The organism is uncultured Caulobacter sp. (genome assembly GCF_937900395.1).
Classification (GTDB): Bacteria; Pseudomonadota; Alphaproteobacteria; order Caulobacterales; family Caulobacteraceae; genus Caulobacter.
Genome location: NZ_CALCDX010000151.1, coordinates 1 through 21,336 on the forward strand (window position 1 = coordinate 1; position 21,336 = coordinate 21,336).

Genomic DNA, 21,336 nt, shown 5'->3' on the forward strand with positions numbered 1-21,336 from the left:
GGCGTCGGCCTTGTCCAGGCAGATGAACCGGGTCGTCCAGCGATAGCTGAACGCCTGGTGATTGAGGGCGTCGAGGATCCCAGGGCGCGTCGCATTGGGAAAACCCAGCACAGTGAGGGTGCGCAGATGCTGGTCGCCCAGGCGCGGCTCGATGCCGCCGGTGAGCGGCGTGTCGACCAGCAGGCCATCGAGATACATCGGGATCTCGGGGACGGCGACGGGGTGGCGGCGCGCCGAGATCGTCGCGTGCAGGTAGGTCAGGGTCTGGCCGTCATCGAGCGCGCGGACCTGCGGCATGAAGCCGGCCAGCAGGTCGAGGATGCGGTCTGTGGTGGCGACGAAGGCCGCCAGTTCCTGGCGCCAGTCGCGGCCGTGGGCGGGCCCATCACGAGCGATCAAGGCCCGCTCGGCGCGGCTCACTTGATCGACCGGCGGCAGGAAGTAGAGCGTCAGGTGGCAGAGGCTCTCGAAGTGCTCGCCCTTCTGACCATCGAAGTCGGCCCTCCGTTCTTCGTCGACCAGCCAGGAGGCCGCGTCGGGGAAGGCCCCGTCCGGATAGCCCAGGGCCGGGACGCGCTCGGCGTCGAAGAACAGCGCCCAGCCCGATCCGAGCCGGCGCAGGACGTTGTTGGCGCGGGCGCAGACCGAGACCAGGCCCGCGTCCGTGGTGCTTTCCAGATCCGGACCGCGGAAGCTCAAAGTCCGCTGGAAGCCGCCGTCCTTGTTCAGGACCACGCCCGGCGCGACCAAAGCCGCCCAGGGCAGATGGTCGGCCAGCCGGTCGGCGCGGCTCCTGTACTCGCGCAGGTTCAGCATGCCAGCCACCCCTTCTGACGCAGATGGCGTGTGACGACGGCGGCGAAGGCGGGGTCGCGCTTGGCGGCGAACACCGCAAGGCTGTGGCCGACGAGCCAGATCACCAGACCCGCGATCCACTGCTGCAAGCCCAAGCCCAGCGCCGCGGCGAGCGTGCCGTTGAGGATGGCGATGGACCGGGGCGCGCCGCCCAGGAGGATCGGCGCGGTCAGCGAGCGGTGGAGCGGGACTTCGAAACCCTCGACATCACCGCTGGAAGGGATGGCTGGCCCGCTCATGCGATCAACGCGCCTCCGCCGAACGAAAAGAAGGTCAGGAAGAAGCTGGAGGCGGCGAAGGCGATCGACAGGCCGAAGACGATCTGGATCAGCTTGCGAAAGCCACCGCTGGTCTCGCCGAAGGCCAAGGCCAGGCCGGTGGTGATGATCACAAGGACCGCGACGATCTTGGCGACGGGCCCTTCGACCGACTCCAGCACCTGCTGCAGCGGCTCTTCCCAGGGCATGCCCGAACCGGCGGCCTGGGCCTGGGCGGACCAGAGCAGGATCAGGATCGAAGTCAGGGCTGTGAGGTGGAGCGGGCGCGGGTCGGCGACCGCGCGCGCCTTGGCGACGTACGACATCAGGGTTCTCCCTGTCTGAGGGCTTTCAGCTGTGGAGGGTCGAGATCGACGACGACGTAGTCGCCGGAAGAATCGAGACCGGTGACCCGGGCGAGGGTTTCGACGCGGCGGCCGGTTCCCCGGCCCCGGATGAAGACGACCAGATCGACCGCCTCGGCGATCAGTCGTCGCGGCACGGTGACCACGCTCTCCTGGACCAGCTGCTCGAGCCGGTAGAGGGCCGAACGGGCGGAGTTGGCGTGGACGGTGGAAAGGCCGCCGGGATGGCCGGTGTTCCAGGCCTTCAGCAGGTCCAGGGCCTCGCCGCCGCGCACCTCACCAACGACGATGCGGTCGGGCCGCAAGCGCAGCGTCGAGCGCACCAGGTCGGTTAGACTGACGACGCCGGGTCGGGTGCGCAGGGCCACGCAATCGGGCGCGGCGCATTGCAGCTCCGGGGTGTCCTGCAGCAGGATGACCCGCTCGTCTGACCTGGCCACCTCGGCCAGGAGCGCGTTAGCCAGGGTGGTCTTGCCCGCCGACGTCGCGCCGGCGATCAGGATGTTGAGATGCTCGTCGATCGCCTGGCGCAGGATCTCTGCTTGCACCGGCGCCATGACGCCGGCCTCGACGTAGTCGTCCAGTGTGTGGATGCGGCTGGCCGGCTTGCGGATCGAAAAGCAGGGGCTCGCCGAGATCGGCGGCAGCACGCCTTCGAACCGCTCGCCCGACAGCGCCTCGCCGCGTGGCGGCAGGTCGGCGCTGACGATCGGCGCGCCGGCGTGGACCTCGGTGCGGACATGGCTGGCAACCAGCCTGATGATCCGCTCGACTTCGGCCGCCGCCAGGCTGACGCCCGTATCGACACGCCCTTCGCCGAGGCGGTCGAGGCGCAGAACCCCGTCGGGATTGACCATCACCTCGACCACCGCCGGATCGGCAAGTGCGACGGCGATGTCGGGTCCCATCGCCGTGCGCAACATCGCCGCGCGCCGGTCCAAGGTTTCCATGCCAGCCACGCTCATGACGCCGCTTCCCCGGTCTGATCCAGGGTCGCGCGGCCACTGGCGACCTGACGGCCAACCTGGTCGACGAAGCGGGCGAAACGCTCGCGGCCGACGGCCTGGGCGGCCTTGTCGGATTCCGGCAGCGGTGCGGTGACGGTCAGCTGGTAGCGGACAAACAGCGCCAGGCTTTCGAGCAGGATCTTCTGGTCGCGCTCGATCCGGCCGAGCTGGCGGCTCATCCGGTCGAGCCGGACCTTGAAGAGGTCGTCGATCTCGCCGGCCGCACGGCGGCCCAGATAAGCCCGCAGGGCGTCGGCGACGATGGCCGACTTGGAGGTCCCCGGCTTGTTTCCCAGCCGATCGAGTTCGGCGGTCAGCGCGTCGTCGAGATAGAGGTGATGGCGGGGCTTCACGATCGCCCCCTCAGAAAGACGGGAGCAGGTCGTCGTCGCCACGACCGGCCCCTTCGTTCATGGCGTGGGCGCGGGCGAGCGGCGCGGTGGCTTGGGCGCGGGCCATGGCCGCGCGGTCGGCGGCGACGTCGCCGTCGTCCTCGCCCAAACCCAGACCAAGCTCGACATCCTCGCCGCTCGGCCGGACCGTGGCGTCCTCTGAGAGGCCAGGATGGCGTTGCTGCTGGAGACCGCCCTCCTCATCCAGCAGGGCCTCGGCGTCGACCACGCCGGCCAGTTCGGCGTGAGGGCCACGCACCTGTCCGCCCCAATCGTCGCCACGCGGCGGCGGACGATCGACATAGCCGCCATCACCCAGCGTCGGAGGCCCGGCGACACGGCGCGCGAAATTGTCGTCCTCGTAGTAGCGGAGCTTCTTGGCGCGGATCGGCGCCAGACCCGAGACCAGGACCAGCGCGTCGTCCGGCGGCAGCTGCATGACCTCGCCGGGCGTCAGCAACGGCCGAGCGGTCTCCTGACGGCTGACCATGACATGGCTGAGCCAGGGCGAGAGCCGGTGGCCGGCATAGTTGCGCTGGGCGCGCAGCTCTGTCGCCGTACCCAGAGCGTCCGAGATGCGCTTGGCGGTGCGCTCGTCGTTCGAGGAGAACGCAATCCGGACGTGGCAGTTGTCCAGAATGGCGTTGTTCTCGCCATAGGCCTTGGAGATCTGGTTCAGGCTCTGGGCGATCAGGTAGGCGCGGATGCCGTAGCCGGCCATGAACGCCAAGGCGGTCTCGAAGAAGTCCAGGCGCCCCAGAGCGGGGAACTCGTCGAGCATCATCAGGAGCTGGTGCTTGCGGCTCTTGGCCGGGTCGCCTTCGAGGCGCTCGGTCAGGCGACGGCCGATCTGGTTGAGCACCAGCCGCACCAGCGGTTTGGTCCGGGAGATGTCAGATGGCGGGATGACCAGGTAGAGGGTCACCGGGACTGGGGCGTCGACGAGGTCGGCGATCCGCCAGTCGCAGGCGCTGGTGGTCAGGGCGACGGTCGGATCGCGATAGAGGCCCAGGAACGACATCGCCGTGGAGAGGACCCCGCTGCGCTCGTTCTCGGACTTATTGAGGACCTCGCGCGCCGCGCTGGCGACGACGGGGTGAACCTTGGGCGCGTCCGGCGTGCCCAGATGGTTGGTGGCCATCATCCGCCGCAGGGTGTGGGCGAACGAGCGCTGAGGATCGGAGAGGAAGGTGGCGACCCGAGCGAGGGTCTTTTCCTCTTCGGCGTAGAGGACGTGAAGGATGGCCCCGACCAGCAGGCTGTGGCTGGTTTTTTCCCAATGCGACCGGCGCTCCAAAGCGCCTTCCGGGTCGACGAGCACGTCGGCGATATTCTGAACGTCGCGGACTTCGTCGGGTCCTTTGCGGACCTCCAGCAGCGGATTGTAGCGAGCCGACCGCGCGTCGGTCGGGTTGAACAGCAGGCAGTGCGAGAACGTCGAGCGCCAGCCGGCGGTCAGGGTCCAGTTCTCACCCTTGATGTCGTGGACGACGGCGCTGCCGGTCCACGACAGCAGGGTCGGGACGACCAGGCCCACGCCCTTGCCCGATCGGGTCGGGGCGAAGGCCATCACATGCTCGGGGCCGGCATGGCGCAGGTAGCGGCCAGCCAACTGGCCGAGGAACACACCTTTCGACCGGAACAATCCGGCGGCCGTCACTTCACGGCGGCTGGCCCAGCGCGAAGATCCGTAGGTGGTGACCTGGCCGGTCTGACGCGCCCGCCACAGCGAGCCGGCGATCGCGCAGGCGCAGCCGAGAAATCCGCTGGCGCCGGCCAGCAGGCCGGCCTTGTTGAAGACCGACGGCGCATAGGCCTCGTAGTGGAACCACCAGTCGAAGAGCTGCCAGGGGCGATAGAGCGGCTGGCCGAACGGCGTCGCCCAGGGCGCGCCCAATTGGACCTGGTAGTCGAGCATCGCCGCTGCCCACTGGGTCGCGGTCCAGACGCCCAGCATCATGATCGCGAAGACCGCGAGAATCTGGCCGATGAGGAGCTTGGTGGGCGTCATGCGCCGGGTCCCGAGCCCTGCGCCGCGGCATGCGGATCAGGGCCAGGAGAGGCTCAGGCGGCGCCCCGGAATCGCTTATGGCGGTTAGGCCCGCGCTAGGACGCGCTAGGCGCCGTCTTGTCCGGCGGGTTCAGTCTGGGCGGATCTTCGCGGGGCGCGCCAGTCTTGCGCTTGTCAGAAAATATGTGATACTTTCTGACAAGGAGACTGTCATGTCCGCGCTCGCAGATCATATCCTCGCCCACGCCGAAGCCGCGCCCGAAGGGACGACGCTTCGCGCCAAGGAGTTGCTGCATCTGGGATCGCGCGCCGCCGTCGATCAGGCGCTCGTGCGTCTGTCGCGTTCGGGCGCGCTGAGCCGCATCGGTCGGGGCCTCTACCTTCGTCCTCGGCAGGGTAAATACGGCCCCCGCACGCCCTCCGCCGCCACGGTGGTGCAGGCGATTTCCAGCACCACCGGCGAGGTCATCGCAAGCCATGGCGCGGCGGCCGCCAACGCCCTGGGCCTGACCACCCAGACACCGATGAAGGCGATCTATCTCACTTCGGGCAAAAGCCGGGGACTGAAGATCGGGGGCCAACAGCTCGAACTTCGCCACGCCCGGGACTGGGAGTTGCTGTTGCCCGGCCAGCCGGCCGGCGACGCCGTCCGTGCACTCGCCTGGGCTGGCCCTGAACGCGCCGCCGAAACGCTCAAGGCTCTCAAGCGCCGACTACCGGCCGAGACCGTGCAGACCCTCCTGAACCTGCGAGGTCGTCTGCCCACATGGCTGGCTCAGGAAGTTTCGAGCCTGGCGCGTGGCTGACCGGTTCCTGAACCTCTCCCGGGATGATCGTCGCGAGGTGCTCGAGGCCGCGCCCGGGCGTGGCCTCGAACGTGCGTCCTATCTGCTCGAAAAGGATGTCTGGGTCGTCTGGACACTCGAGGCGCTCTTCGCCGCGCCGTTCGCCGACGGCCTGGTGTTCAAGGGCGGCACGTCGCTATCCAAGGCCTACGATATCATCGACCGGTTTTCCGAAGACGTCGACCTGACCTACGACATCGGCAAGCTGACGGGCGACCCACGCTTTGGCGACCCGGCCCAATTGACGCCTGAAGAGGCCAAGAGCGTTTCGCGACGCGTGCGCGAACGTCTCTTGCCACGCTTCATCCGCGATACGGTCGCACCATACCTTGCCGAACGCCTGGCGGCTGACGGCCTTCCCGCTCACGTCGAACAGGACGGTCAGGACCTGCTCGTGGTTTACGAGACCGCGGCCGACTACCCCGGCTATGTGCGCCCCCGAGTGAAGCTGGAATTTGGCGCCCGCGCCACCGGGCAGCCCGCCTCACCGCGTCCGGTCGACTGCTATCTGGCTAAGGCCTTCGAAGAGCTGGAGTTTCCTGCGGCCACGCCCTGCGTGATGACCGCCGAACGAACCTTCTGGGAGAAGGCCACGGCGGTTCACGTCTTCTGCGTTCAAGGCCGCTTCAAGGGCGGGGCGGGCTTTGCCCGACACTGCTACGACCTAGCGCGGCTGGATCTGGCCGGCGTCGCCGATGTCGCCATCGCGGATCCGGAGTTGGCCAAGGCCGTGGCTGACCACAAGTCCAAGTTCTTCATCGAAGCCGATCCTGCCGGGGAAGTCATCGACTACGGGGCGGCCGTTGCAGGCGGCCTGCGGTTGGTCCCGGAGGGCGAGGCTCGCGCCGTGCTCGAAGCCGACTACCAAGCCATGATCGAGGCCGGCTATCTGGACGGCGTCGCCGAGCCCTTCGACGCGCTGATGGCGCGATGCCAGAGCCTGCAGGACAAGGCCAACGCGGCCAGATCCAGCGCCACGCCGTAGGCTGCCAATCGACAGAAAGCTCTCGTGGATCACGACCGCCTGGCCTAAGCCAACTCGTCCCAGTCGATGGCGTTGATCGGCGATCGAATGTCGATCGGCGGCCAAGCCACGGCCTCGAACTGCGCCAGACACTTGGCCCCAAACTTCGGCTCCACCCGCATCGCCCAGCCGATCAGGCCGCGGACCCTATGATAGAGGGTCGACACGGAGAGCTTTTGCCGTTCCGCATGTCGCGATGGACCAAAATCCTCGCTGGCCAGGTAGTGCAGATGCTGGCGCAGATCATCCTTGAATTCGCGCGACAGCCGGGGCTCGGGTCCGTCGACCAGCATGCCAAGGACGATCCGGCGCGCGCCTGGTCCGCGGATGGCCGTCTTGCGCAGGTTCGGCCTATAGCCGGCCTCCGACAGTTCGCGCAGAACCTTGCGCTTGAAGGCCGCCACCGTGGCGCGCGTGTGCGGCTTTCGGGCCGAGAACGCCAGGTCGTCGGCATAGCGCGTGTATTTCATGTTCGCCGCAGCGGCCATCGCCGCGAACCGATCGTCCAGATGGCGCATGACCAGATTGGAGAGCATCGGACTGGTCGGTGCGCCTTGAGGTAGGAAACCTTCCGCAGCGTGCTGATAGGCCTTGATAGTTGGCCAGCGCACGGCCGGGTCAACGCTGGGGCTCTTGCCGCCGGACGCCACGACAGTTGTCAGTCTGGCCAACTCGAAGGCGATCAGGTCCGGATAGCCAAGACCTTCAAAGACCTCGCAGATCTTACCTTCTGTCACCCGGGTGAAGAAGTCTTCGATATCGACCTTAAGGAGGAAATCACAGCCGCAATGCATCCTCGCGGCGAACTCAGGTCGCGAACCGGGGTGGTAGGCGTAGCTCGCAGGATGGGCGCGGGTGTGTTGGAGGATGTTGCGGACGATCCAGTCCTGCGTCGTCTTAAGCTCCCGATTGGGCGTGCAGATCAGGCGAACGCGTGTGCGTCCGGGGATCGCCTTCTTCAAGGTGAAGACCTTGTAGGGGTGCGTCCGACGCGCGACGACGCTGCGCAACAGGCCGTAGCGCGTGCCCGTCATTTCGCTGAGGTGGCGCAGGGTGAAGACGGGCGTCATCCGCGGATCGACGCGCCGGATCCGCTCCATGATCGCGAGCGCGGAGTCGATCACCGCGCCGGGCACGCCCTGGCGCTCGCCATCGAAACGATAGTGCTGAGGGTTCCAGGACGACACTTACTTCGACCCACTCCGGTGGGTAATACTGCAAGGCGCACCCAAGACACCGCCAGGAAAGGCTTGCAGTATTGCGCAGCATGAAAAGAGAGCTACGCGAGACGAGCGCCGAGAATCCGACGCCCTAGGCTTCCGCGAAGAAGCCCATCGCCGCTTTCGCGGCGCATTCCTAATTGCCCTCAAGGAACCCTCAGCTGACTGGGATAGTAGAAGGGACTGTCCTTGCTGGGAAGCACCGGTCGCCGCCGACCTCGCCGACGCAGGCGCGCAAGCTCCTTTCGCCCCAGCGGCGTCATGGTGAGCTTGTCGGTCAGCCATCGCGCGACCTGCGCGAAGCGCAGTATCGACTCCGTCTCGGCAACGCCCAGACTCGAGCGCCCCGAAACCGCCTTGGCATCTCTGGCGCCGTCCTCGCAGGCGGCTAGCACCATCATCGTCGAGACCCACAATTTCGTGGTCGGCGCCGAGAGGGCTTCCTGGGCGCTGCGCACCCCGAGCAGACGTTGGGCCCGCTCGTCCAACGCCTGGGTCTCGCTAACAGGAAAGGCTTCCACCGTCGCGGCCGTGCTGCGGCCATGAAACAGTGGTCTCCAGCCGTCGGCCCGGCTCCAGAGCATGGCGGGCGCGTTGTTCGGACAGCCGTGGGCGAAGGCGATCAGGGCCCCGCCGCCTCGGAAGCCGAACGGGTTGTTTCGCCTGGGCGGATAGCGGCGGCACAGATCGACCATCTTGACCGAAGCCGATCGGCCGAACCCGCCAAACAAGGTCGGACATCCGACGGCCAGGCGGACCTGAGGCTTCAACTTCTGGTTCTCGAGGATGTAGAGGCCTTCGGTCAAAGCCGAATAGGCCACGACCGTGAACTTCAGGCGCCCGCCCGACCGCCAGCTGCGCAAGGTCGCCACGTACCGGAACGCCTCCAACATGTCGTGGACGCGTTTGCCCGATCCGATGAAGTCGGTGACAATCACGATATGGCCGACGCGATCGGCCCTCAGTTTATCCGGGCCGGGATGGGACAGCGCCACCTCGGGGTTCTGTCGGCAGTAGTCGGTAATCAGCTGGGCGACCACGCCCTCGCTGCCGATCTCCTGATCGCGAGGATCGGCTCGAACGGGCTGCACGCCGGGGCCCGTCGCCTTGCCGTGACGCGAGTCAGGAAAGAACGCGGGAATCTTGCCGAACACCTTTTTGACCGGTCGCTCGGCATAGAGGGCGATCTTTCCATCCGCCGATGGCCTAGACGCGACGACCTCGTCCAGCAGCCGCCGCATTCCGCGCTGAAACGCCTCTCCACTGACCAGCAGGATCTCGTCGATGAGAGAGGCTGCGGCTTCCCGGTCGGACTCGTCGAATTGCAGGAGCCATTCGGCCGATCGGGATATGCCTGACAGGAAGGTCATGGCGCTAAACTTTGGATGGAGCACACGCATCGCCTCGACGCGCGAGATCGAGCTTTGCTGAAAGTGCCCGGTTGAGTTGCGGGACGCAACCCACCGCCTAGTCGATTGCGGGGCCGCCCCGCCCGCGTCCAATGGTCCAGCTGACGCCGGCCTCGCGCAGCACGCCGGACACGGCGCGGCCCTCCTGGCCGTCCAGCGCTGGACGCCACGGCACGAGCGTGAAGTCGCGGCTGCGCTCGATCATCGCAAAGCGTCCGCTGGCCAGGTCGACCGCGCGCCGATAGACGCCCTCGACCCGCTGCCCCGGCCGCGCCTCGGAGAAGGCCAGCCCGGTCTCGCGGGCCAGGCCTTCGGCCGCCGCGATCAGGTCGCGCCGTTGCAGACGCGTCAGGAGGCCGGCGCGATAGATCACCCGGTCCTGCTCCTGCTGGGCCAGGCCCTGCTCGATCAACCATTGGCGACGCTGGGCCAACGCCTGGCGCACGTCGCGCCCGAACCCGGCGTCGCGCAGCGGTTCGGGCGCCTCGGCGATCAGTTCGCGATCAAGCCAGGTGGCGCCGACCGCGCCGACCTGCTGGTCGAGCCGCTGGGCCGACAGGGTGCGGACCACGACGGGCGCGTCCTGGGCCTGCTTCTTCTCGTAGGCGCCGGCCCGCTCGACGTGGTCGGCGGCGATGATCCAGGTCCCGTCGTCCTGGCGCTCGACCCCGGCGCGTCCCCGACGTAGGGCCTCGAGCCTTCGGACATGGGTCTGCGCGAAGGCGGCCGAGGCGGTCGGATCGGTGGCCAGGTGCAGGTCGAGGCTGTAGCGCCCGTCGTTGACGGCGGCGATCCTGGCCACGGTATGATCGACGGCCCGGGGCTCGACCGGACGCGGCGCGATCGCCACCACCGCGCCCTCCGGGATCGGCTCGACCGCCAGGCCCCGGCCGATCTCGACATAGTGGGCGCGACCATCGACGCCGTCGACGACCAGATAATGGCGATCCTTCAACTCGTCCGACAGGCCGCGCGCGACCAGGCGGCCGACCAATGGTCGGGCACCCGGCCCCCCTGGCTGGTAGATGACCTGATCGGCCGGGGCGCGCGCGACGCCGCCCGCCTCCAGCGAACGGTACAGCGTCTTCTGGATGTCGCCGCGCTCACCCATGCGGCGCAGGGTGTCTTCCAGACCGTCGGCCAGGCGCCAGCGGGTCGGCGCGCGCTCCTGCGCCAAGCCCAGGCGCGCGAGGGTCTGCAGCCGCCCGGCCCGGACGGAATAGAGCAGCGGATCGACATGGCGCGGCGAGAACAGGCCCGCTTCGTCGACGTCGCGCAGCAGGCCGCGGTCCAGGCTCGTCAGTCGCTCCTGATCGACCTCGCGCCGCAACCGCCCTTCGATCTCGTGGTCGGCGCGCGGTCCCAGGTCCAGCGACACCAGCTCGGCGGCGCGCTCGCGCAAGCCCTGGGTCAGGTAGTCCTTGGCGATGACCAGCTCGCGGCCCTGGTCATCGCGACCGCGCACGATGATGTGGGTGTGGGGGTGGCCGGTGTTGTGGTGATCGACGGCCACCCAATCGAGCTTGGTGTCGAGGTCGGCTTCCATCCGCGCCATCAGGCGGCGGGTCAGGGGCTTGAGGTCCTCGTACTCGGCACCGTCCTCGGGCGAGACGATGAACCGAAATTGCCGGGCGTCGCCGCCGGCCTCGGCCCGGTCGATGAAGGCGCGGCCGTCGGCCTTGTCGGAGGCGGCGTCATAGAGCTGGCCGGGCGCGCCCTCGCGGGTGACGCCGTCGCGCTGGACATAGCGCATGTGGGCGCGGGCCGCGTCCAGGCCCTTGCCGGCAAGCTTCGGAATCGAGAACTTCACGATCACCCGGCGGGCGCGGTAGGCGGCGAACCGGTCGCGTGAGGACAGCACCCGGGCGACGCCCGCGCCCTTGCCGATCCGCGCGCCGGTGAACTTGAGCTTGCGCGGCGCCTTGCCGAAGACCCCGCCGCTGGCCAGCATGGCCGAGCGCAGCACCCGCGACAGGTAGCTCTTGCCCTGCCTGGAGCCCAGCGCCCGAGGCTTGCCCAGGCGTGGCTCGAAATCGTCGTTCTGGACCATGGCAACTCTCCCGCCAGTCCTATGACCGATCGCGCCGATCACCGAAATTGGCGCTATGAATTGTCGTTTCACGTCAGGCGCTTAGGTCTTGCATGGCGCCAACTCCGTCTGCATGGCGCCATGCCGCAATCTAAGAAAACGATGTGCAGACAAGGCCTTGAGGCGACAGGACCGCAGGGATGGCACCGGTGCTTTATCTTGCCTTACCCGCGCTTCCTTCCCCCTCCCGTCCCTGCAACCCGACCGCCATCACGGCGTCTCCCGGCCCCGCGCCGACCGGGGGACAAACAGCCCGGCCGACGGCGCGGGCGTGGCGTCCGGTCCAGCCGCTTGCAGCAGGAAGAACAATCGCGTCCCCGACAGCACGGCGGGCGGCAAGGCCGTCTCGCCGGGGATCTGGGCGAGGGTTTCGATGTAGCGGCGGGTCTCGGCCGGAAGCGGCGCGCCGGTCTCCAGGTGGGCGGCGTAGCGGGCCGGTCCGGCGTTGTAGGCGGCCAGCAGACCGGGGTAGCCGAACCGCGCGCGCATGGCCGAAAGATAGGCCGCGCCCGCCAGGATGTTGTCGCGCGGATCGTAAGGATCAGGCCCCAGACCGTGGACCCTGGCCAGCTCCCGATAGGTCCCGGGCATCAGCTGCATGAGCCCCATCGCCCCGGCCCGCGAGGTGATCGGCACGCCGTCGAGGTGGGTTCGCCCGCCGCTTTCGGCGCGTATCACCGCCACGATCCAGGCCTGTGGAATGTCGAAACGCTGGGCCGCTTCGGCGATCCAGGGACGCCATTGTTCGATACGTTCGGGCGTCGCCGGGCTTGCCGCGACGACCGCCGCCAGGACGATCAGGGCAGCCATAGCGGGGTCGCCCGGCCGATGACCGCGCCCTTGCCCACCGGCCCGAAATAGCGCCCGTCGAACGAGTCCGGCGCGGGATTGAGCAGCAAGACCGCACCGCCCGACAGCCGCTGGCACCCCGACCACCACGGCAGCTTACGCCCCCGGCGGTCGGCCGCGCGGCGCATGGCGAAGGGCCGGCCGTTGACCGTGATCGAGGTCCCGACCGCGCAGACCTCGTCGCCCGAGACGGCGGCCACGGCCTTGATCATCGGCACATTGGCGGGGAGATAGCGGCGCTGGGCGGCCAGGCGCCGCGCGGCGGGCGGCGGCTCGGCCAGCACGTGATCGCCGACGCGGACCGGCGCGCCCGGCCTGATCCGCCAGAGACCGACGGGCGCGCTGGCGCTGGCGTTCCAGACCAGGCGCGGGGCGGGATCGAAGACCAGCGGCGCGGCCAGGGCGACCAGCGCGCCGGCGGAAAGACCGGCCAGGACCTGGCCGCGCGGGGTGAGCCAGCGGCTAAACATGGCGGTCCTCGCGCTCGGCGTCGCGGCGCGAACCGTTGCGCCGCGACCAGGCGTCCAGGTCGTCGATGTGGTAGCGGATGAACCGCCCGTGGCGCCGGAAGGCCGGGCCTTGGCCCTGGCCGCGCATGGTCTCCAGCGTGCGTTCGGCCAGCCCGATATAGTGCGCGGCCTGGGCGGTGTTGAGGAACGGGCTGCCCTTGCGCGCGCGGGCGGCCCGGTTGATCGCGTCGTCTTCGTCCATCATCGCCGCGCTCCCTTTTCCTGTTGGGGCGCGGCGGTGGCGGGATGGGGTTGGGCCGCGCTGGGGCGAGCAGACCGCGCCCAGCGCGCGGGCGGGACGTACGCAAACGCGCCTTTGAAATTCGTTCCCCCTCTCCTGGGGCGGGCGGTGGCCCCCGCGCCTGGCGGCGCGAGGGCGGGGCCGGTCAGTCCTCGGGGTTCCAGATCAGGGCGAAGACGTCGTCGTCGTCCTGGCCGGCCGCGCGACCGAGTTTGACCTTGTAGGTGCGCGGGCCGATGTCGGGATGGGCCAGGGTCAGGCCGACATATTCCTGGCCCTTGACCTGACCGACGTTGTTCCAGCCGGCGCCGATCTCGATCCCGGACGCCACGACCCGGTAGTCGGGATAGGCGGGCGAGGGCTTGTCGCGGACGGGCACGATCTCGATGTCGGCGCGGATGTTGAGCGTGCGGAGCTGGCCCTTGAAAGCGCCGGTTTCCGAGCGGGTGACGTGGCCGAGGGTGGCGGTCATGGCGGGGGTCCTTTCAGCGATCCGCCGGGGCCGATCCCCGGCGACAGGCGCCCGTCATGGGCGGCCCGGCCCGCCTTGACCCGCAGGACCCTTGAGGTCCGGAGGGCCGCAGCGCAGCGCAGGACCCGAGCGACGGGCTTTTTTGCAGCGAAGCGGGCGCGAGGAGCCGCGCCCTCTTGTCTTGGGCGCGGCGGGGAAAAAAGTTCGGCGCGACGGTTCGAGGCGGGACGGGACGCCCATAGGGTCCAAGCCATCGTCGTGGGTTCGTGTCCGGCGGTTTGCTGCAAGGCCCCCCGCCATGATCGCCCGCTCGGCCACGCCGCCCGCGCGGGAAGCCGGCGCCTTCAAGGGCCGGCGCTGTCACCCTCACGGCCTGGCCGCCATCGAGATCGCCCGGCCGCGACAAGTCCTCGCCCGTCTATCGCCGCGCACGGGACGGGCTTGCGGGATCGAGATCGGCGCCGGCTGGCGCGGCGGCGGCCGGGTCAAGGGCCAGGGTTATGTCGGTCTGACCCTGGCCCATCCCGACATCGGCTAGCCCGCCTCCAAGGTCGGGCTTCGGCCACGCCGCCGGCCAGGACGGCGACGACGTCTTCGCCCTGATCTGGAACCTTCGAGGCCTGACCGGCCCCGCCTTCGCGCCGCCAAGCGCGGGGGCCATCGCCCGCCCAACGTCATAGGAAAAACCCCGCGTCGCCGGACGCGGGGCTCAAGGTCTGGAGGGATCGGGGCGAGCCGCCGCCCGCCCCGCCGGCTCATTCGGCCGCGAGGATGGCCGGGTTGGGATCGCTGACCAGGACCACGGCCGGGGCCGGGACCTCGCCCGCGCCGGGGACCTTGACCCGACGCAGCAGGGGCGCGACCGCCTTGCTCCGCTCGGCGGTGGCGAAGCGCCGCTTGGTGTAGGCGCCAGCCGGGAAGGTCAGCCAGCGCGGCGTCCAGCGCGCGACCTTGGGACGGTCGTTCGTCCCGTCGAGGAAGTCGCGCAGGATGGCCTTCTGGGTCTTGACCTTCTCGGCCAGATTGCCGTCGGCGACCTTCTTGCCGCCGACCTCCTTGAGCATGGCGTTGACCGCCTCGCGGTCGCGGATCAGCTCGAAGAAGGCCGCGTCCGGGCTCCAGAACGCGGCCATGTCGACCTTCATGTGCAGGCCCGCCGCCTCGACCTCGGCGCTCCCGGCGGCCAGCGCTTCGCCCATGACCACGGCGGCGACCGCCAGGACGTCGGCGTCGGGCAAGGACAGGAGCTTGGCGAAGACGCCCGCCGCGCCGCCGTCGCCTTTCCGTCCGACCAGATCGCCATCGGCTTCGACGCCGAGTAGGGCGGCGGCGCCCGCCTGCTTGGCTCGAAACCGCGCCTCGGCCGGGCTGGCCTCAACGCTGGCCGACACCGCCTCATGGCCCGCCCGCCGAGGATCGGCCTCGACGCGCCACAGCGCCGACCCGGCCACGGCGTGGGCCACCAGCAGCCGCAAGGCCACGCCCGCATGGTCGGCCAGGACCGCGCGCACGGCGGCATGGCGGTGCAGGTCGATATAGGTCTGCTGGGCGCTGGTGACTTCGGCGCGGTCGGTCTTCGGACCGTCGCCATCGCCCTCGCCGCGCGCGGCCTTCGCGGCGGCGGCTTCGGCGCGCCGGGCCTCCTTGGCGCTCAGCCAGCCTTCATGCGTCGTCACCTCGCCGCGCGAACTGATGGCCAGGAAGACCTTGCCGCCCTTGGCCTTGGAGACCCGTTCGTGCTTCCAGGACTCGAACGAACGACCGGTCTCCAGCACCTCCACCGCGTTCCAGCCGTCGGCCAACAGGGCCTCGCGCTTGGCCGCCAGGGCCTGGTTCTGGCAGGTCCAGAAGAGGTTGGGATCGGTGAAATAGCTGTCGTCGCCGAACAGGTCGGCGATGATCTGGCCGGGGTAGTCGTCGAGGCGGAACAGGGCGTTCTTGGCCGGGATCGAGGCGCCGCCGAACAGCCAGGTCTTGAGCTGGGCGCCGGTCGGGGCGCGGCGCTCGGGATCGTCCAGCATGGCCAGCCACTCCTTCTGCTGGCTCTTGGTGGCCAGGGTCAGGGAGCGGACGGTGGCCACGTCGATGGCCTCGCGGCGATAGAGGCCCCGGATGCGCGGCAAGAGGTTGCCCAGCGCCAGGGTGCGCCGGACCACCGCGTCGGTCATGTGGAAGGTGGCGGCGATCTGTTCGGGCGCGCGGCCCTTGCGGATCAGCTTGGCGAAGGTCTCCCAGCAGGTGACCTCGTCGGCCGGGAGGCGCGCGAGGTTTTCGATCAGCGAGGCCTCGATGGCGGCGGCGTCGTCGCCGGGCGCCAGGATGCCGATGGGCACCGGATCGATCTCGACGCCCTGGGCGATGGCGGCCATGGCCGCGAACCACCGCCGCCGCCCGGCGACGATCTCGAAGTGACCGGGGACGACGGCCCCGTCCTGGGTCTTTTCCTGCACCAGCATGGTCAGGAGAACCCCGCGCTGACGGATCGACGGGGCGATGTCGGCGATGTCCGGATCAGGCCGCCCGTAGTTCATGTTGAGCGGCGAGACGGTCATGTTGCGGGGGTCGGCGAAAGCGAGTTTCATGACGGTTGCTCCTGTTTCTCAGGGGTGGAACCGGCCCCGTCCGTGTTGCTGTCCAGGCTGCGGGCGGGGCCGGGGATGCGCCGGGATTGGCGCGGTCGACCGGCGCCGGGCTTGATCCCGGCGCGCGGAAGGCGGGATCAGGCGGCCATGGCGCATTGCGCCGCCGCGCTAGGCTCGGGCGACGGCGCGGTCTGGAAGGCCAGCAGGAAGTCGGCGGCCTTGGAGGCCTGGGAGGCGGCGCGGAAGATGGCGCGGTTGTCCTCGCGCAGGACTTCAAGCCACGCGCCGATGTAGTCGGCATGGCGGACGGTGGGGACGATGCCGAGGGTGGCGCAGACGAAGGCCGCGCCCATTTCGGCGACCAGCTCCTCGCGCGCATAGGCCTTGCCGCCCCGGTGTCCCGACTGGTCGCGGTCCAGCCGCGAGCCGTGGCCGGTCCAGTGCGACAGCTCGTGGAAGGCGGTGCGGTAGTAGTTGATCTGGTCGGTGAAGGCCGGTTGCGGCGGGACCTGCACGTAGTCGAACAGAGGATCATAGAAGGCGCGCGGCCCGCCGACGCGGAAGTCCGCGCCGGTGGCGGCGATCAGCGCCTCGGCGTGGGGGACGGCTTGGCGCTCGGGCAGCGGCGCGGGTTCGGGATCGACGCCCGACAAGCCTTCGCATTGGGCGAGATTGAAGACGGTGAACCGCTTGAGGAAAGCGACCTTGCCGGGCTCGTCGCCGTCACGCGCGGCGCGTTCCTGCTCGGCCTTGGGCGTGAAGCGGTCGGCATAGACCACGCTCGTGCCGCGTTCACCGCGCCGCACACAGCCCCCGGCGGCCAGGGCCTGCTTGAAGGTCAGCCAGCCCTGGGACGGATAGCCGTGCTCGATGACCGCGCCCCACAGCAGGAGGATGTTGACGCCCGAATAGCGCCGCCCGGTGATCCCGTTGCGCGGCAGGGACAGGGCCGCGCGCCCGGCCGTTCCCCACGGCTGGACCCAGGGCAGGCGCCCGGCCTCCAGCTGGTCGATGATCCGGTGGGTGACCTCGTCATAGAGGCTGGCTTCAGCTTGTCGGGACGGCTCCCGCCGGGAGGGCGAGGCCTTGGCGGCGGACTTGCGGCCTTGACCGGTCGGGCGCATGAGCGGGCTCCTTCCCCGCCCAAAACCCCGCATCCTTTCGCCGGAAAGGGGGGTGGGCGGCGAAGAGCGGCCGAAGAGGCCCGTCGCCGGACGGCGGCACCCGAAGGGCCGAAACGCAGTGGAGGAGCCGGCCCTGGCCGGCTTGCCGCCGACCAAGGCGGGCCTAGAAGGGCGCGCCGCCCACCCCCGTTTCAGGGGAAAGGAAAACCAGGAAAGTCATCGCGCGCAGCGCGATGGCCGTATCGGACACTGTTCAGGCTTCTGGCGCGTGCTCGTCCGACGAGATCGTGCTCGAGAGCATGCGAGCCCCGTCGCGTTCGATCACCGCCAGCACCGCGTCGTCCCGCCAGACTTCCACCGATACGGCGCTGGCATGCTCGCGAAGCAAACCCCACGCGTGAGCGACATAGGCATCGGGTGAGAGCGCCTGAACGTCGACCGCCGTGGCGACCTGGTTATCGGCCAAGCAAACGAAGGTGTAGGTGTCCATCGCATGACCCAGAATATTCGCTGCCTGTATGGTCATCAACTGCCGAACAATAGGCCCTCGCCCTCTTGATCACCTGCCGCCGAGGAGAAGAAGCCCTCATGACTGAGCCCTCCGACGATCCGCTCGCCCAACATCTGGCCGAGATCGTGCAAACGCGGCAGGCCGCGATGGACGCCCACGCGGCGCTGCGCCAGTCGCAGCCGTTCCTGAACGCCTGCCGCAGGACCGAAACCCTGGTCGGCGACTATGGGCTGGCGCTCAACGCCATCAGCCTGATGTCGACCCGATCACCGACCTTCGAAGCGGCCAGGCTCAGCATCCGAATCGCCGATCTGCTGATTGAATCGGCCGTGGCCACCATGGCCCACATTCGCGAAGGCCTGCTGAACCCGGCCCACCGCGAAATGCGCTTCCTGCTGGAAGCCAGCATCAAGGCCTGGTGGTGCGACAGCGTCGAGCCCGAAGGCGAGGTCGAACGAAAGCTCGACTTCCTCGACGACCTCGGCGCCGCGCGCTTCCGTGACATCGTGGACGGCCTGCGGCCTCGGCTGATCGCCGCCGAAGAGGCGGCCGGCCTGGTCCACAAGGTCACCAATCTCTACAAGAAACTGTCGACGCGGGTCCACGCCTCGACCGGCGGCGTCGGGGTCGACCTTCGACGGTTCGAGCGCGGCCAGTATGTCGGCTTCGAGGGCGTGGGCGATCTCAACAAGGCCAACGCGCAGTTCGCCGAGGTGCTCGACATCAGCCTGGCCTGCGCGTTCGAGGCGTTCGACGGCGGCCTGCTGGGCGACATCTTCGTCCAGGTGCTCGACGATCATCCCAAATGGGCGTTCCACAAGACCCCGCTGGTGCGCAGCATCTCCAGCCACTTCGATTACAAAGCCGAGCGCCAACCGCCACGATAGCCTGAAGGCGCCCCACGGCCGCGCATCTCGACTTGCGCGCTAGTCGTGGTTAACCTCCCGGAAAAGGGCGCTCCATGACTAAGAAGACCGGCAAGAAAGCCGCCAGCGACGCGGCCAAGGTGCTTTCGGATCCGAAGTCGACGTCCGCGGAAAAAAGCGCGGCCGGCGCGGCCCTGACCCAGCGCGCCGGCCCCAAATCGTCGGCCGCCAACGAAACCACGAGCCCCGCCGCCGCCAAGAAGGCCAGCAAGGTCCTGTCGAATCCGAAGTCGACGGCCGCCGAGAAGACGGCGGCGGCCTCGGCGCTGGCCCAGGCCGCCCCAAAAGCCAAGCCCGCCAAACCGCCGGCCCCGGCCAAGCCCGCGCCGAAGCCGGCGGCAAAGCCGGCCGCGGCCAAGCCGGCGCCGAAACCGCCAGCAGCCAAGCCGAGCGCGCCGAAACGCAAATAAGCAGGCGTCCGGCCTTGGCCATGAAAGCCATCACCCGGGCGTCAGGGTTTCGTCGGCGAGATGGCTCCGGCCGGCTGCCCCGCGTGGCGTTGATGATCGTGACGACGCGATAGGAGTCCTGGACGATGGCCATCGTGGTGATGATCCTGGCCGTCATAGCCTGGCTCTTCGTGCAGGCTGCGCTGGCCGACGCCGGCCAGGGCCCACGTTCGCGCGGCTCCCTGCGCTACCAGCGTCGCAAGGCCGCCAAGCTGGGACTGGACCCCGCCGACGTCGAGGTCCGTCCGCGCGGCGCAGGTCCTGACTCGATCGAACCGGTCGGCCGCTCGGTCGTGGGCGACTTAGCGTTCGGCCTGGGCTTTGGCCTCCTGGCCATCGTGCTGATGTTCGGCGGCGCCTTCGTGCTGATGGCGATGAAATTCCCGCCCGACGCCGTATGGGTCTGGTTCGGCGTCGTGATCCTAGCCACCTTCGTCCTGAACAAGATCCGCCGGAGCGGCTGAGCCGCCGCCTCGGTGGGACACCCGCCGCTAAGATGGGATCGGAGATCAAGTGTCCATGCGCTGCCTGTTCTGCAAGGCCGACTCCTCGCGATCGCGCAGCGTCGAGCACGCCATTCCCGAGGCCTTGGGCAATCGCAGCTTCGTGCTGCCGGCCGGCGTCGTCTGCGACGGCTGCAACAACTACTTCGCCGTGAAGGTCGAAGGCCCCTTGCTCAAGACCGGCTCGCTGCGGCAGCTGCGCGCCAGGCAGGGCGTGCCCACCAAGCGGGGGCGCCTCATGCCGGTGCTTGGCCGCTTCGAGGACATCGACGCGGACCTGGCCGCCTTTCGCATCAACGCCGGCGAGGTGGTGCTGGCCGTCACCGAGATGAGCGCTGCGCCCATGGTCTCGGCCGCCCTGAGCAATGGCCTCGGTGGGCTCTTTATCCATGAAGAGCCCCCACGCCTGGATCAGCGGTTGTTTTCCAGGTTGATCGCCAAGATCGCCCTGGAGCTGATCGCCCTGCGGGTCTGCCATGTTCCAGGCTGGGAGGAATTCGGCATCGACCACCCGCAGTTCGACCCGATCCGCGCCTATGCGCGTTTCGGCCAGGGCCCGACCTGGCCCGTCCTGAGTCGACGCATCTATGACGAGGAGGCCACGACCCTGCCAGCCTCGGGCGACCCGCAGCAGACGATCTACGAGACCGACTTCTTGCTGACGCCCAGCGGCGAGGGCTACGCGGTGATCTGCCTGTTCGGCGTCGAACACACGATCAATCTGGTGACGCCCTCGGTCGAGGGTTACCGGACCTGGATGAAGGACAACGCCGGACGCAGCCCGCTCTATCCCGACGGGAAATACCCCCAGCGGCGGGGATGGACGAACGACGACGAGGCCGACTTCCGTGACGGCGCCGAACGCGACTAGAAGCGGGCATGATCATCGCCGCCGCGCTCACCGCCATCATCGCCTGCAACGCCCCCGACGTTCACGACGGCGACACCCTGCGCTGTGGTTCCGAGCGCGTGCGCCTGTTCGGCGTCGACGCGCCGGAAGTTAGGCGCGGCAAAACTCCGGCCGAGCCGCTGGCCTATGAAGCGCGGGATGAGCTGATCCGCCTGACGCGCGGTCGCGTCGGCTGTCGCTTTGTCGAGCGCGATCGCTATGGCCGGTTCGTCGGCCGGTGTTGGTCGGACGCCACCCCTGACATTAACGCGGCCCTGATCCGGTCGGGACTGGCGACCGAATACCGGCGCTACAGCAAGGGCGCCTATGCGGCGGCGGAAGATGAGGCGCGGCGCGCCAACCGCGGCGCCTGGCACCGCCCGTAGTCATCCACACGCGACCCACAGGTGCGACGCCAGCGCGCGATGAGTCCGATTGACTCTCTCGGCCTCAAGGGGAACATATAAGGAACATCGGAGCTCCCTATGCCATCCCAACCCGCGATTTCGCGTGCGACGCCGCACGCCTGCGCCTCAGTTCACGTTCCCTTCGAGGCCGACATCGAGACCCTGGCCGAGTGCGTCGCGCCCGACCGTCATCTGCGGACGATCTGCGGCTGCGGCGAGATGGCCGAGTTTGACGCGACAGCCTGGCTCGAGCGCCGGCTGGGCGACTTCTCAATCGTCAATTTCACCGATCGGCTGCGCTGTCCCTGCGGTCGACGCCAGGGCCGCTTCGAGGTCTGGCCTGGACCGGCCGGCTGCTCGGGCCTGAAGACCCGTTTCGCCGCCTCGCTCTACGACTGAG

Annotated in this window: 24 protein-coding genes and 1 pseudogene; 9 read left to right on the forward strand and 16 right to left on the reverse strand. The window is 68.9% G+C overall.

Going from position 1 to position 21,336, the window contains the following annotated elements; genetic code table 11:
- The 6 genes and pseudogenes from Q0379_RS12170 to Q0379_RS12195 all read right to left on the reverse strand — a co-directional run.
- Window positions 1-816, reverse strand: a pseudogene (locus Q0379_RS12170) (conjugal transfer protein TrbE); the annotation flags it as partial.
- On the reverse strand, window positions 810-1,094 hold the full coding sequence (locus Q0379_RS12175) for a VirB3 family type IV secretion system protein (RefSeq protein ID WP_062093390.1): 285 nt from the start codon (window positions 1,092-1,094) through the stop codon (window positions 810-812). The gene Q0379_RS12175 and the pseudogene Q0379_RS12170, both read right to left, overlap by 7 nt.
- The gene (locus Q0379_RS12180; protein ID WP_062093391.1) at window positions 1,091-1,438 is read right to left on the reverse strand and encodes a TrbC/VirB2 family protein; all 348 of its coding nucleotides are present in this window, start codon (window positions 1,436-1,438) and stop codon (window positions 1,091-1,093) included. Before Q0379_RS12180 ends, Q0379_RS12175 begins: the two co-directional genes overlap by 4 nt.
- Window positions 1,438-2,442, reverse strand: coding sequence for a P-type conjugative transfer ATPase TrbB (gene trbB, locus Q0379_RS12185; RefSeq protein ID WP_171012843.1), 1,005 nt, complete (start codon window positions 2,440-2,442; stop codon window positions 1,438-1,440). The genes Q0379_RS12180 and trbB overlap by 1 nt, the downstream gene beginning before the upstream one ends.
- Complete coding sequence (locus Q0379_RS12190) at window positions 2,439-2,837, reverse strand: CopG family transcriptional regulator (RefSeq protein ID WP_082749283.1); 399 nt, start codon at window positions 2,835-2,837, stop codon at window positions 2,439-2,441. The genes trbB and Q0379_RS12190 overlap by 4 nt, the downstream gene beginning before the upstream one ends.
- A gap of 10 nt (window positions 2,838-2,847) precedes the next feature.
- Complete coding sequence (locus Q0379_RS12195; RefSeq protein WP_062093392.1) at window positions 2,848-4,887, reverse strand: conjugal transfer protein TraG; 2,040 nt, start codon at window positions 4,885-4,887, stop codon at window positions 2,848-2,850.
- A gap of 212 nt (window positions 4,888-5,099) precedes the next feature.
- On the opposite strand from Q0379_RS12195, the gene Q0379_RS12200 reads away from it, so the two are divergent.
- Window positions 5,100-5,693, forward strand: coding sequence for a DUF6088 family protein (locus tag Q0379_RS12200; RefSeq protein ID WP_062093393.1), 594 nt, complete (start codon window positions 5,100-5,102; stop codon window positions 5,691-5,693).
- Window positions 5,686-6,717: a nucleotidyl transferase AbiEii/AbiGii toxin family protein gene (locus Q0379_RS12205; RefSeq protein WP_062093394.1), complete on the forward strand. Its 1,032-nt coding sequence runs from the start codon at window positions 5,686-5,688 to the stop codon at window positions 6,715-6,717. Before Q0379_RS12200 ends, Q0379_RS12205 begins: the two co-directional genes overlap by 8 nt.
- Window positions 6,718-6,761: 44 nt before the next feature.
- Here Q0379_RS12205 and Q0379_RS12210 read toward each other — a convergent pair whose 3' ends face one another.
- The 7 genes from Q0379_RS12210 to Q0379_RS12240 form a co-directional block, all read right to left on the reverse strand.
- Window positions 6,762-7,892, reverse strand: coding sequence for a reverse transcriptase family protein (locus Q0379_RS12210; protein WP_291843199.1), 1,131 nt, complete (start codon window positions 7,890-7,892; stop codon window positions 6,762-6,764).
- Window positions 7,893-8,122: 230 nt separating this feature from the next.
- Window positions 8,123-9,346, reverse strand: a complete 1,224-nt coding sequence (locus Q0379_RS12215) for a hypothetical protein (protein WP_062093396.1) — start codon at window positions 9,344-9,346, stop codon at window positions 8,123-8,125.
- 97 nt (window positions 9,347-9,443) lie between these two features.
- Window positions 9,444-11,435 (reverse strand): relaxase/mobilization nuclease RlxS, encoded by a 1,992-nt coding sequence (gene rlxS, locus Q0379_RS12220; RefSeq protein WP_062093397.1) that lies wholly within the window; start codon window positions 11,433-11,435, stop codon window positions 9,444-9,446.
- A 249-nt stretch (window positions 11,436-11,684) separates the two neighbouring features.
- Window positions 11,685-12,284 (reverse strand): lytic transglycosylase domain-containing protein, encoded by a 600-nt coding sequence (locus Q0379_RS12225; protein ID WP_099538429.1) that lies wholly within the window; start codon window positions 12,282-12,284, stop codon window positions 11,685-11,687.
- The gene (locus Q0379_RS12230; RefSeq protein WP_099538428.1) at window positions 12,272-12,793 is read right to left on the reverse strand and encodes a S26 family signal peptidase; all 522 of its coding nucleotides are present in this window, start codon (window positions 12,791-12,793) and stop codon (window positions 12,272-12,274) included. Before Q0379_RS12230 ends, Q0379_RS12225 begins: the two co-directional genes overlap by 13 nt.
- Window positions 12,786-13,037 (reverse strand): helix-turn-helix domain-containing protein, encoded by a 252-nt coding sequence (locus tag Q0379_RS12235; protein WP_201723080.1) that lies wholly within the window; start codon window positions 13,035-13,037, stop codon window positions 12,786-12,788. The genes Q0379_RS12230 and Q0379_RS12235 overlap by 8 nt, the downstream gene beginning before the upstream one ends.
- Before the next feature lie 181 nt (window positions 13,038-13,218).
- Entirely contained in the window at window positions 13,219-13,545 is a 327-nt protein-coding gene (locus Q0379_RS12240; RefSeq protein ID WP_099538427.1) for a DUF736 family protein, read from the reverse strand.
- Between the two features lie 298 nt (window positions 13,546-13,843).
- Here Q0379_RS12240 and Q0379_RS12245 point away from each other — a divergent pair, with 298 nt between their 5' ends.
- A complete protein-coding gene (locus Q0379_RS12245) occupies window positions 13,844-14,083 on the forward strand; it encodes a hypothetical protein (RefSeq protein WP_099538426.1) in 240 nt (79 codons plus the stop codon).
- Window positions 14,084-14,300: 217 nt separating this feature from the next.
- Here the strand turns inward: Q0379_RS12245 and Q0379_RS12250 are convergent, their stop codons facing one another.
- The 3 genes from Q0379_RS12250 to Q0379_RS12260 all read right to left on the reverse strand — a co-directional run bounded on the left by Q0379_RS12250 (window position 14,301) and on the right by Q0379_RS12260 (window position 17,741).
- Entirely contained in the window at window positions 14,301-16,127 is a 1,827-nt protein-coding gene (locus Q0379_RS12250) for a ParB N-terminal domain-containing protein (protein ID WP_099538425.1), read from the reverse strand.
- A gap of 137 nt (window positions 16,128-16,264) precedes the next feature.
- Window positions 16,265-17,251, reverse strand: a complete 987-nt coding sequence (locus Q0379_RS12255; RefSeq protein ID WP_099538424.1) for a zincin-like metallopeptidase domain-containing protein — start codon at window positions 17,249-17,251, stop codon at window positions 16,265-16,267.
- Window positions 17,252-17,504: 253 nt separating this feature from the next.
- Entirely contained in the window at window positions 17,505-17,741 is a 237-nt protein-coding gene (locus Q0379_RS12260) for a hypothetical protein (RefSeq protein WP_137803669.1), read from the reverse strand.
- Between the two features lie 98 nt (window positions 17,742-17,839).
- Here Q0379_RS12260 and Q0379_RS12265 point away from each other — a divergent pair, with 98 nt between their 5' ends.
- The 6 genes from Q0379_RS12265 (at window position 17,840) to Q0379_RS12290 (ending at window position 21,335) form a co-directional block, all read left to right on the forward strand.
- On the forward strand, window positions 17,840-18,649 hold the full coding sequence (locus Q0379_RS12265; protein WP_099538422.1) for a hypothetical protein: 810 nt from the start codon (window positions 17,840-17,842) through the stop codon (window positions 18,647-18,649).
- Between the two features lie 74 nt (window positions 18,650-18,723).
- Window positions 18,724-19,098 (forward strand): hypothetical protein, encoded by a 375-nt coding sequence (locus Q0379_RS12270; protein WP_201723079.1) that lies wholly within the window; start codon window positions 18,724-18,726, stop codon window positions 19,096-19,098.
- A gap of 125 nt (window positions 19,099-19,223) precedes the next feature.
- Window positions 19,224-19,601 (forward strand): hypothetical protein, encoded by a 378-nt coding sequence (locus Q0379_RS12275; RefSeq protein ID WP_099538421.1) that lies wholly within the window; start codon window positions 19,224-19,226, stop codon window positions 19,599-19,601.
- A 55-nt stretch (window positions 19,602-19,656) separates the two neighbouring features.
- A complete protein-coding gene (locus tag Q0379_RS12280; RefSeq protein ID WP_099538420.1) occupies window positions 19,657-20,511 on the forward strand; it encodes an HNH endonuclease in 855 nt (284 codons plus the stop codon).
- Between the two features lie 8 nt (window positions 20,512-20,519).
- Window positions 20,520-20,915, forward strand: coding sequence for a thermonuclease family protein (locus tag Q0379_RS12285; RefSeq protein ID WP_099538419.1), 396 nt, complete (start codon window positions 20,520-20,522; stop codon window positions 20,913-20,915).
- A 99-nt stretch (window positions 20,916-21,014) separates the two neighbouring features.
- Window positions 21,015-21,335 (forward strand): hypothetical protein, encoded by a 321-nt coding sequence (locus tag Q0379_RS12290; RefSeq protein WP_099538418.1) that lies wholly within the window; start codon window positions 21,015-21,017, stop codon window positions 21,333-21,335.
- The last annotated feature ends 1 nt before the right edge of the window (window position 21,336 follow it).

Excerpts from the sequence above, each read along its gene's own strand:
- rlxS (WP_062093397.1), bottom strand. The coding sequence starts at position 11,435 with ATGGTCCAGAACGACGATTTCGAGCCACGCCTGGGCAAGCCTCGGGCG.
- Q0379_RS12275 (WP_099538421.1), top strand. The coding sequence starts at position 19,224 with ATGGCCATCGTGGTGATGATCCTGGCCGTCATAGCCTGGCTCTTCGTG.
- Q0379_RS12230 (WP_099538428.1), bottom strand. The coding sequence starts at position 12,793 with ATGTTTAGCCGCTGGCTCACCCCGCGCGGCCAGGTCCTGGCCGGTCTT.
- Q0379_RS12195 (WP_062093392.1), bottom strand. The coding sequence starts at position 4,887 with ATGACGCCCACCAAGCTCCTCATCGGCCAGATTCTCGCGGTCTTCGCG.
- Q0379_RS12270 (WP_201723079.1), top strand. The coding sequence starts at position 18,724 with ATGACTAAGAAGACCGGCAAGAAAGCCGCCAGCGACGCGGCCAAGGTG.
- Q0379_RS12245 (WP_099538426.1), top strand. The coding sequence starts at position 13,844 with ATGATCGCCCGCTCGGCCACGCCGCCCGCGCGGGAAGCCGGCGCCTTC.
- Q0379_RS12255 (WP_099538424.1), bottom strand. The coding sequence starts at position 17,251 with ATGCGCCCGACCGGTCAAGGCCGCAAGTCCGCCGCCAAGGCCTCGCCC.
- Q0379_RS12265 (WP_099538422.1), top strand. The coding sequence starts at position 17,840 with ATGACTGAGCCCTCCGACGATCCGCTCGCCCAACATCTGGCCGAGATC.
- Q0379_RS12260 (WP_137803669.1), bottom strand. The coding sequence starts at position 17,741 with ATGGACACCTACACCTTCGTTTGCTTGGCCGATAACCAGGTCGCCACG.
- Q0379_RS12180 (WP_062093391.1), bottom strand. The coding sequence starts at position 1,438 with ATGTCGTACGTCGCCAAGGCGCGCGCGGTCGCCGACCCGCGCCCGCTC.
- Q0379_RS12200 (WP_062093393.1), top strand. The coding sequence starts at position 5,100 with ATGTCCGCGCTCGCAGATCATATCCTCGCCCACGCCGAAGCCGCGCCC.
- Q0379_RS12250 (WP_099538425.1), bottom strand. The coding sequence starts at position 16,127 with ATGAAACTCGCTTTCGCCGACCCCCGCAACATGACCGTCTCGCCGCTC.
- Q0379_RS12240 (WP_099538427.1), bottom strand. The coding sequence starts at position 13,545 with ATGACCGCCACCCTCGGCCACGTCACCCGCTCGGAAACCGGCGCTTTC.
- Q0379_RS12280 (WP_099538420.1), top strand. The coding sequence starts at position 19,657 with ATGCGCTGCCTGTTCTGCAAGGCCGACTCCTCGCGATCGCGCAGCGTC.
- Q0379_RS12235 (WP_201723080.1), bottom strand. The coding sequence starts at position 13,037 with ATGATGGACGAAGACGACGCGATCAACCGGGCCGCCCGCGCGCGCAAG.
- Q0379_RS12215 (WP_062093396.1), bottom strand. The coding sequence starts at position 9,346 with ATGACCTTCCTGTCAGGCATATCCCGATCGGCCGAATGGCTCCTGCAA.
- trbB (WP_171012843.1), bottom strand. The coding sequence starts at position 2,442 with ATGAGCGTGGCTGGCATGGAAACCTTGGACCGGCGCGCGGCGATGTTG.
- Q0379_RS12290 (WP_099538418.1), top strand. The coding sequence starts at position 21,015 with ATGCCATCCCAACCCGCGATTTCGCGTGCGACGCCGCACGCCTGCGCC.
- Q0379_RS12225 (WP_099538429.1), bottom strand. The coding sequence starts at position 12,284 with ATGGCTGCCCTGATCGTCCTGGCGGCGGTCGTCGCGGCAAGCCCGGCG.
- Q0379_RS12175 (WP_062093390.1), bottom strand. The coding sequence starts at position 1,094 with ATGAGCGGGCCAGCCATCCCTTCCAGCGGTGATGTCGAGGGTTTCGAA.
- Q0379_RS12285 (WP_099538419.1), top strand. The coding sequence starts at position 20,520 with ATGATCATCGCCGCCGCGCTCACCGCCATCATCGCCTGCAACGCCCCC.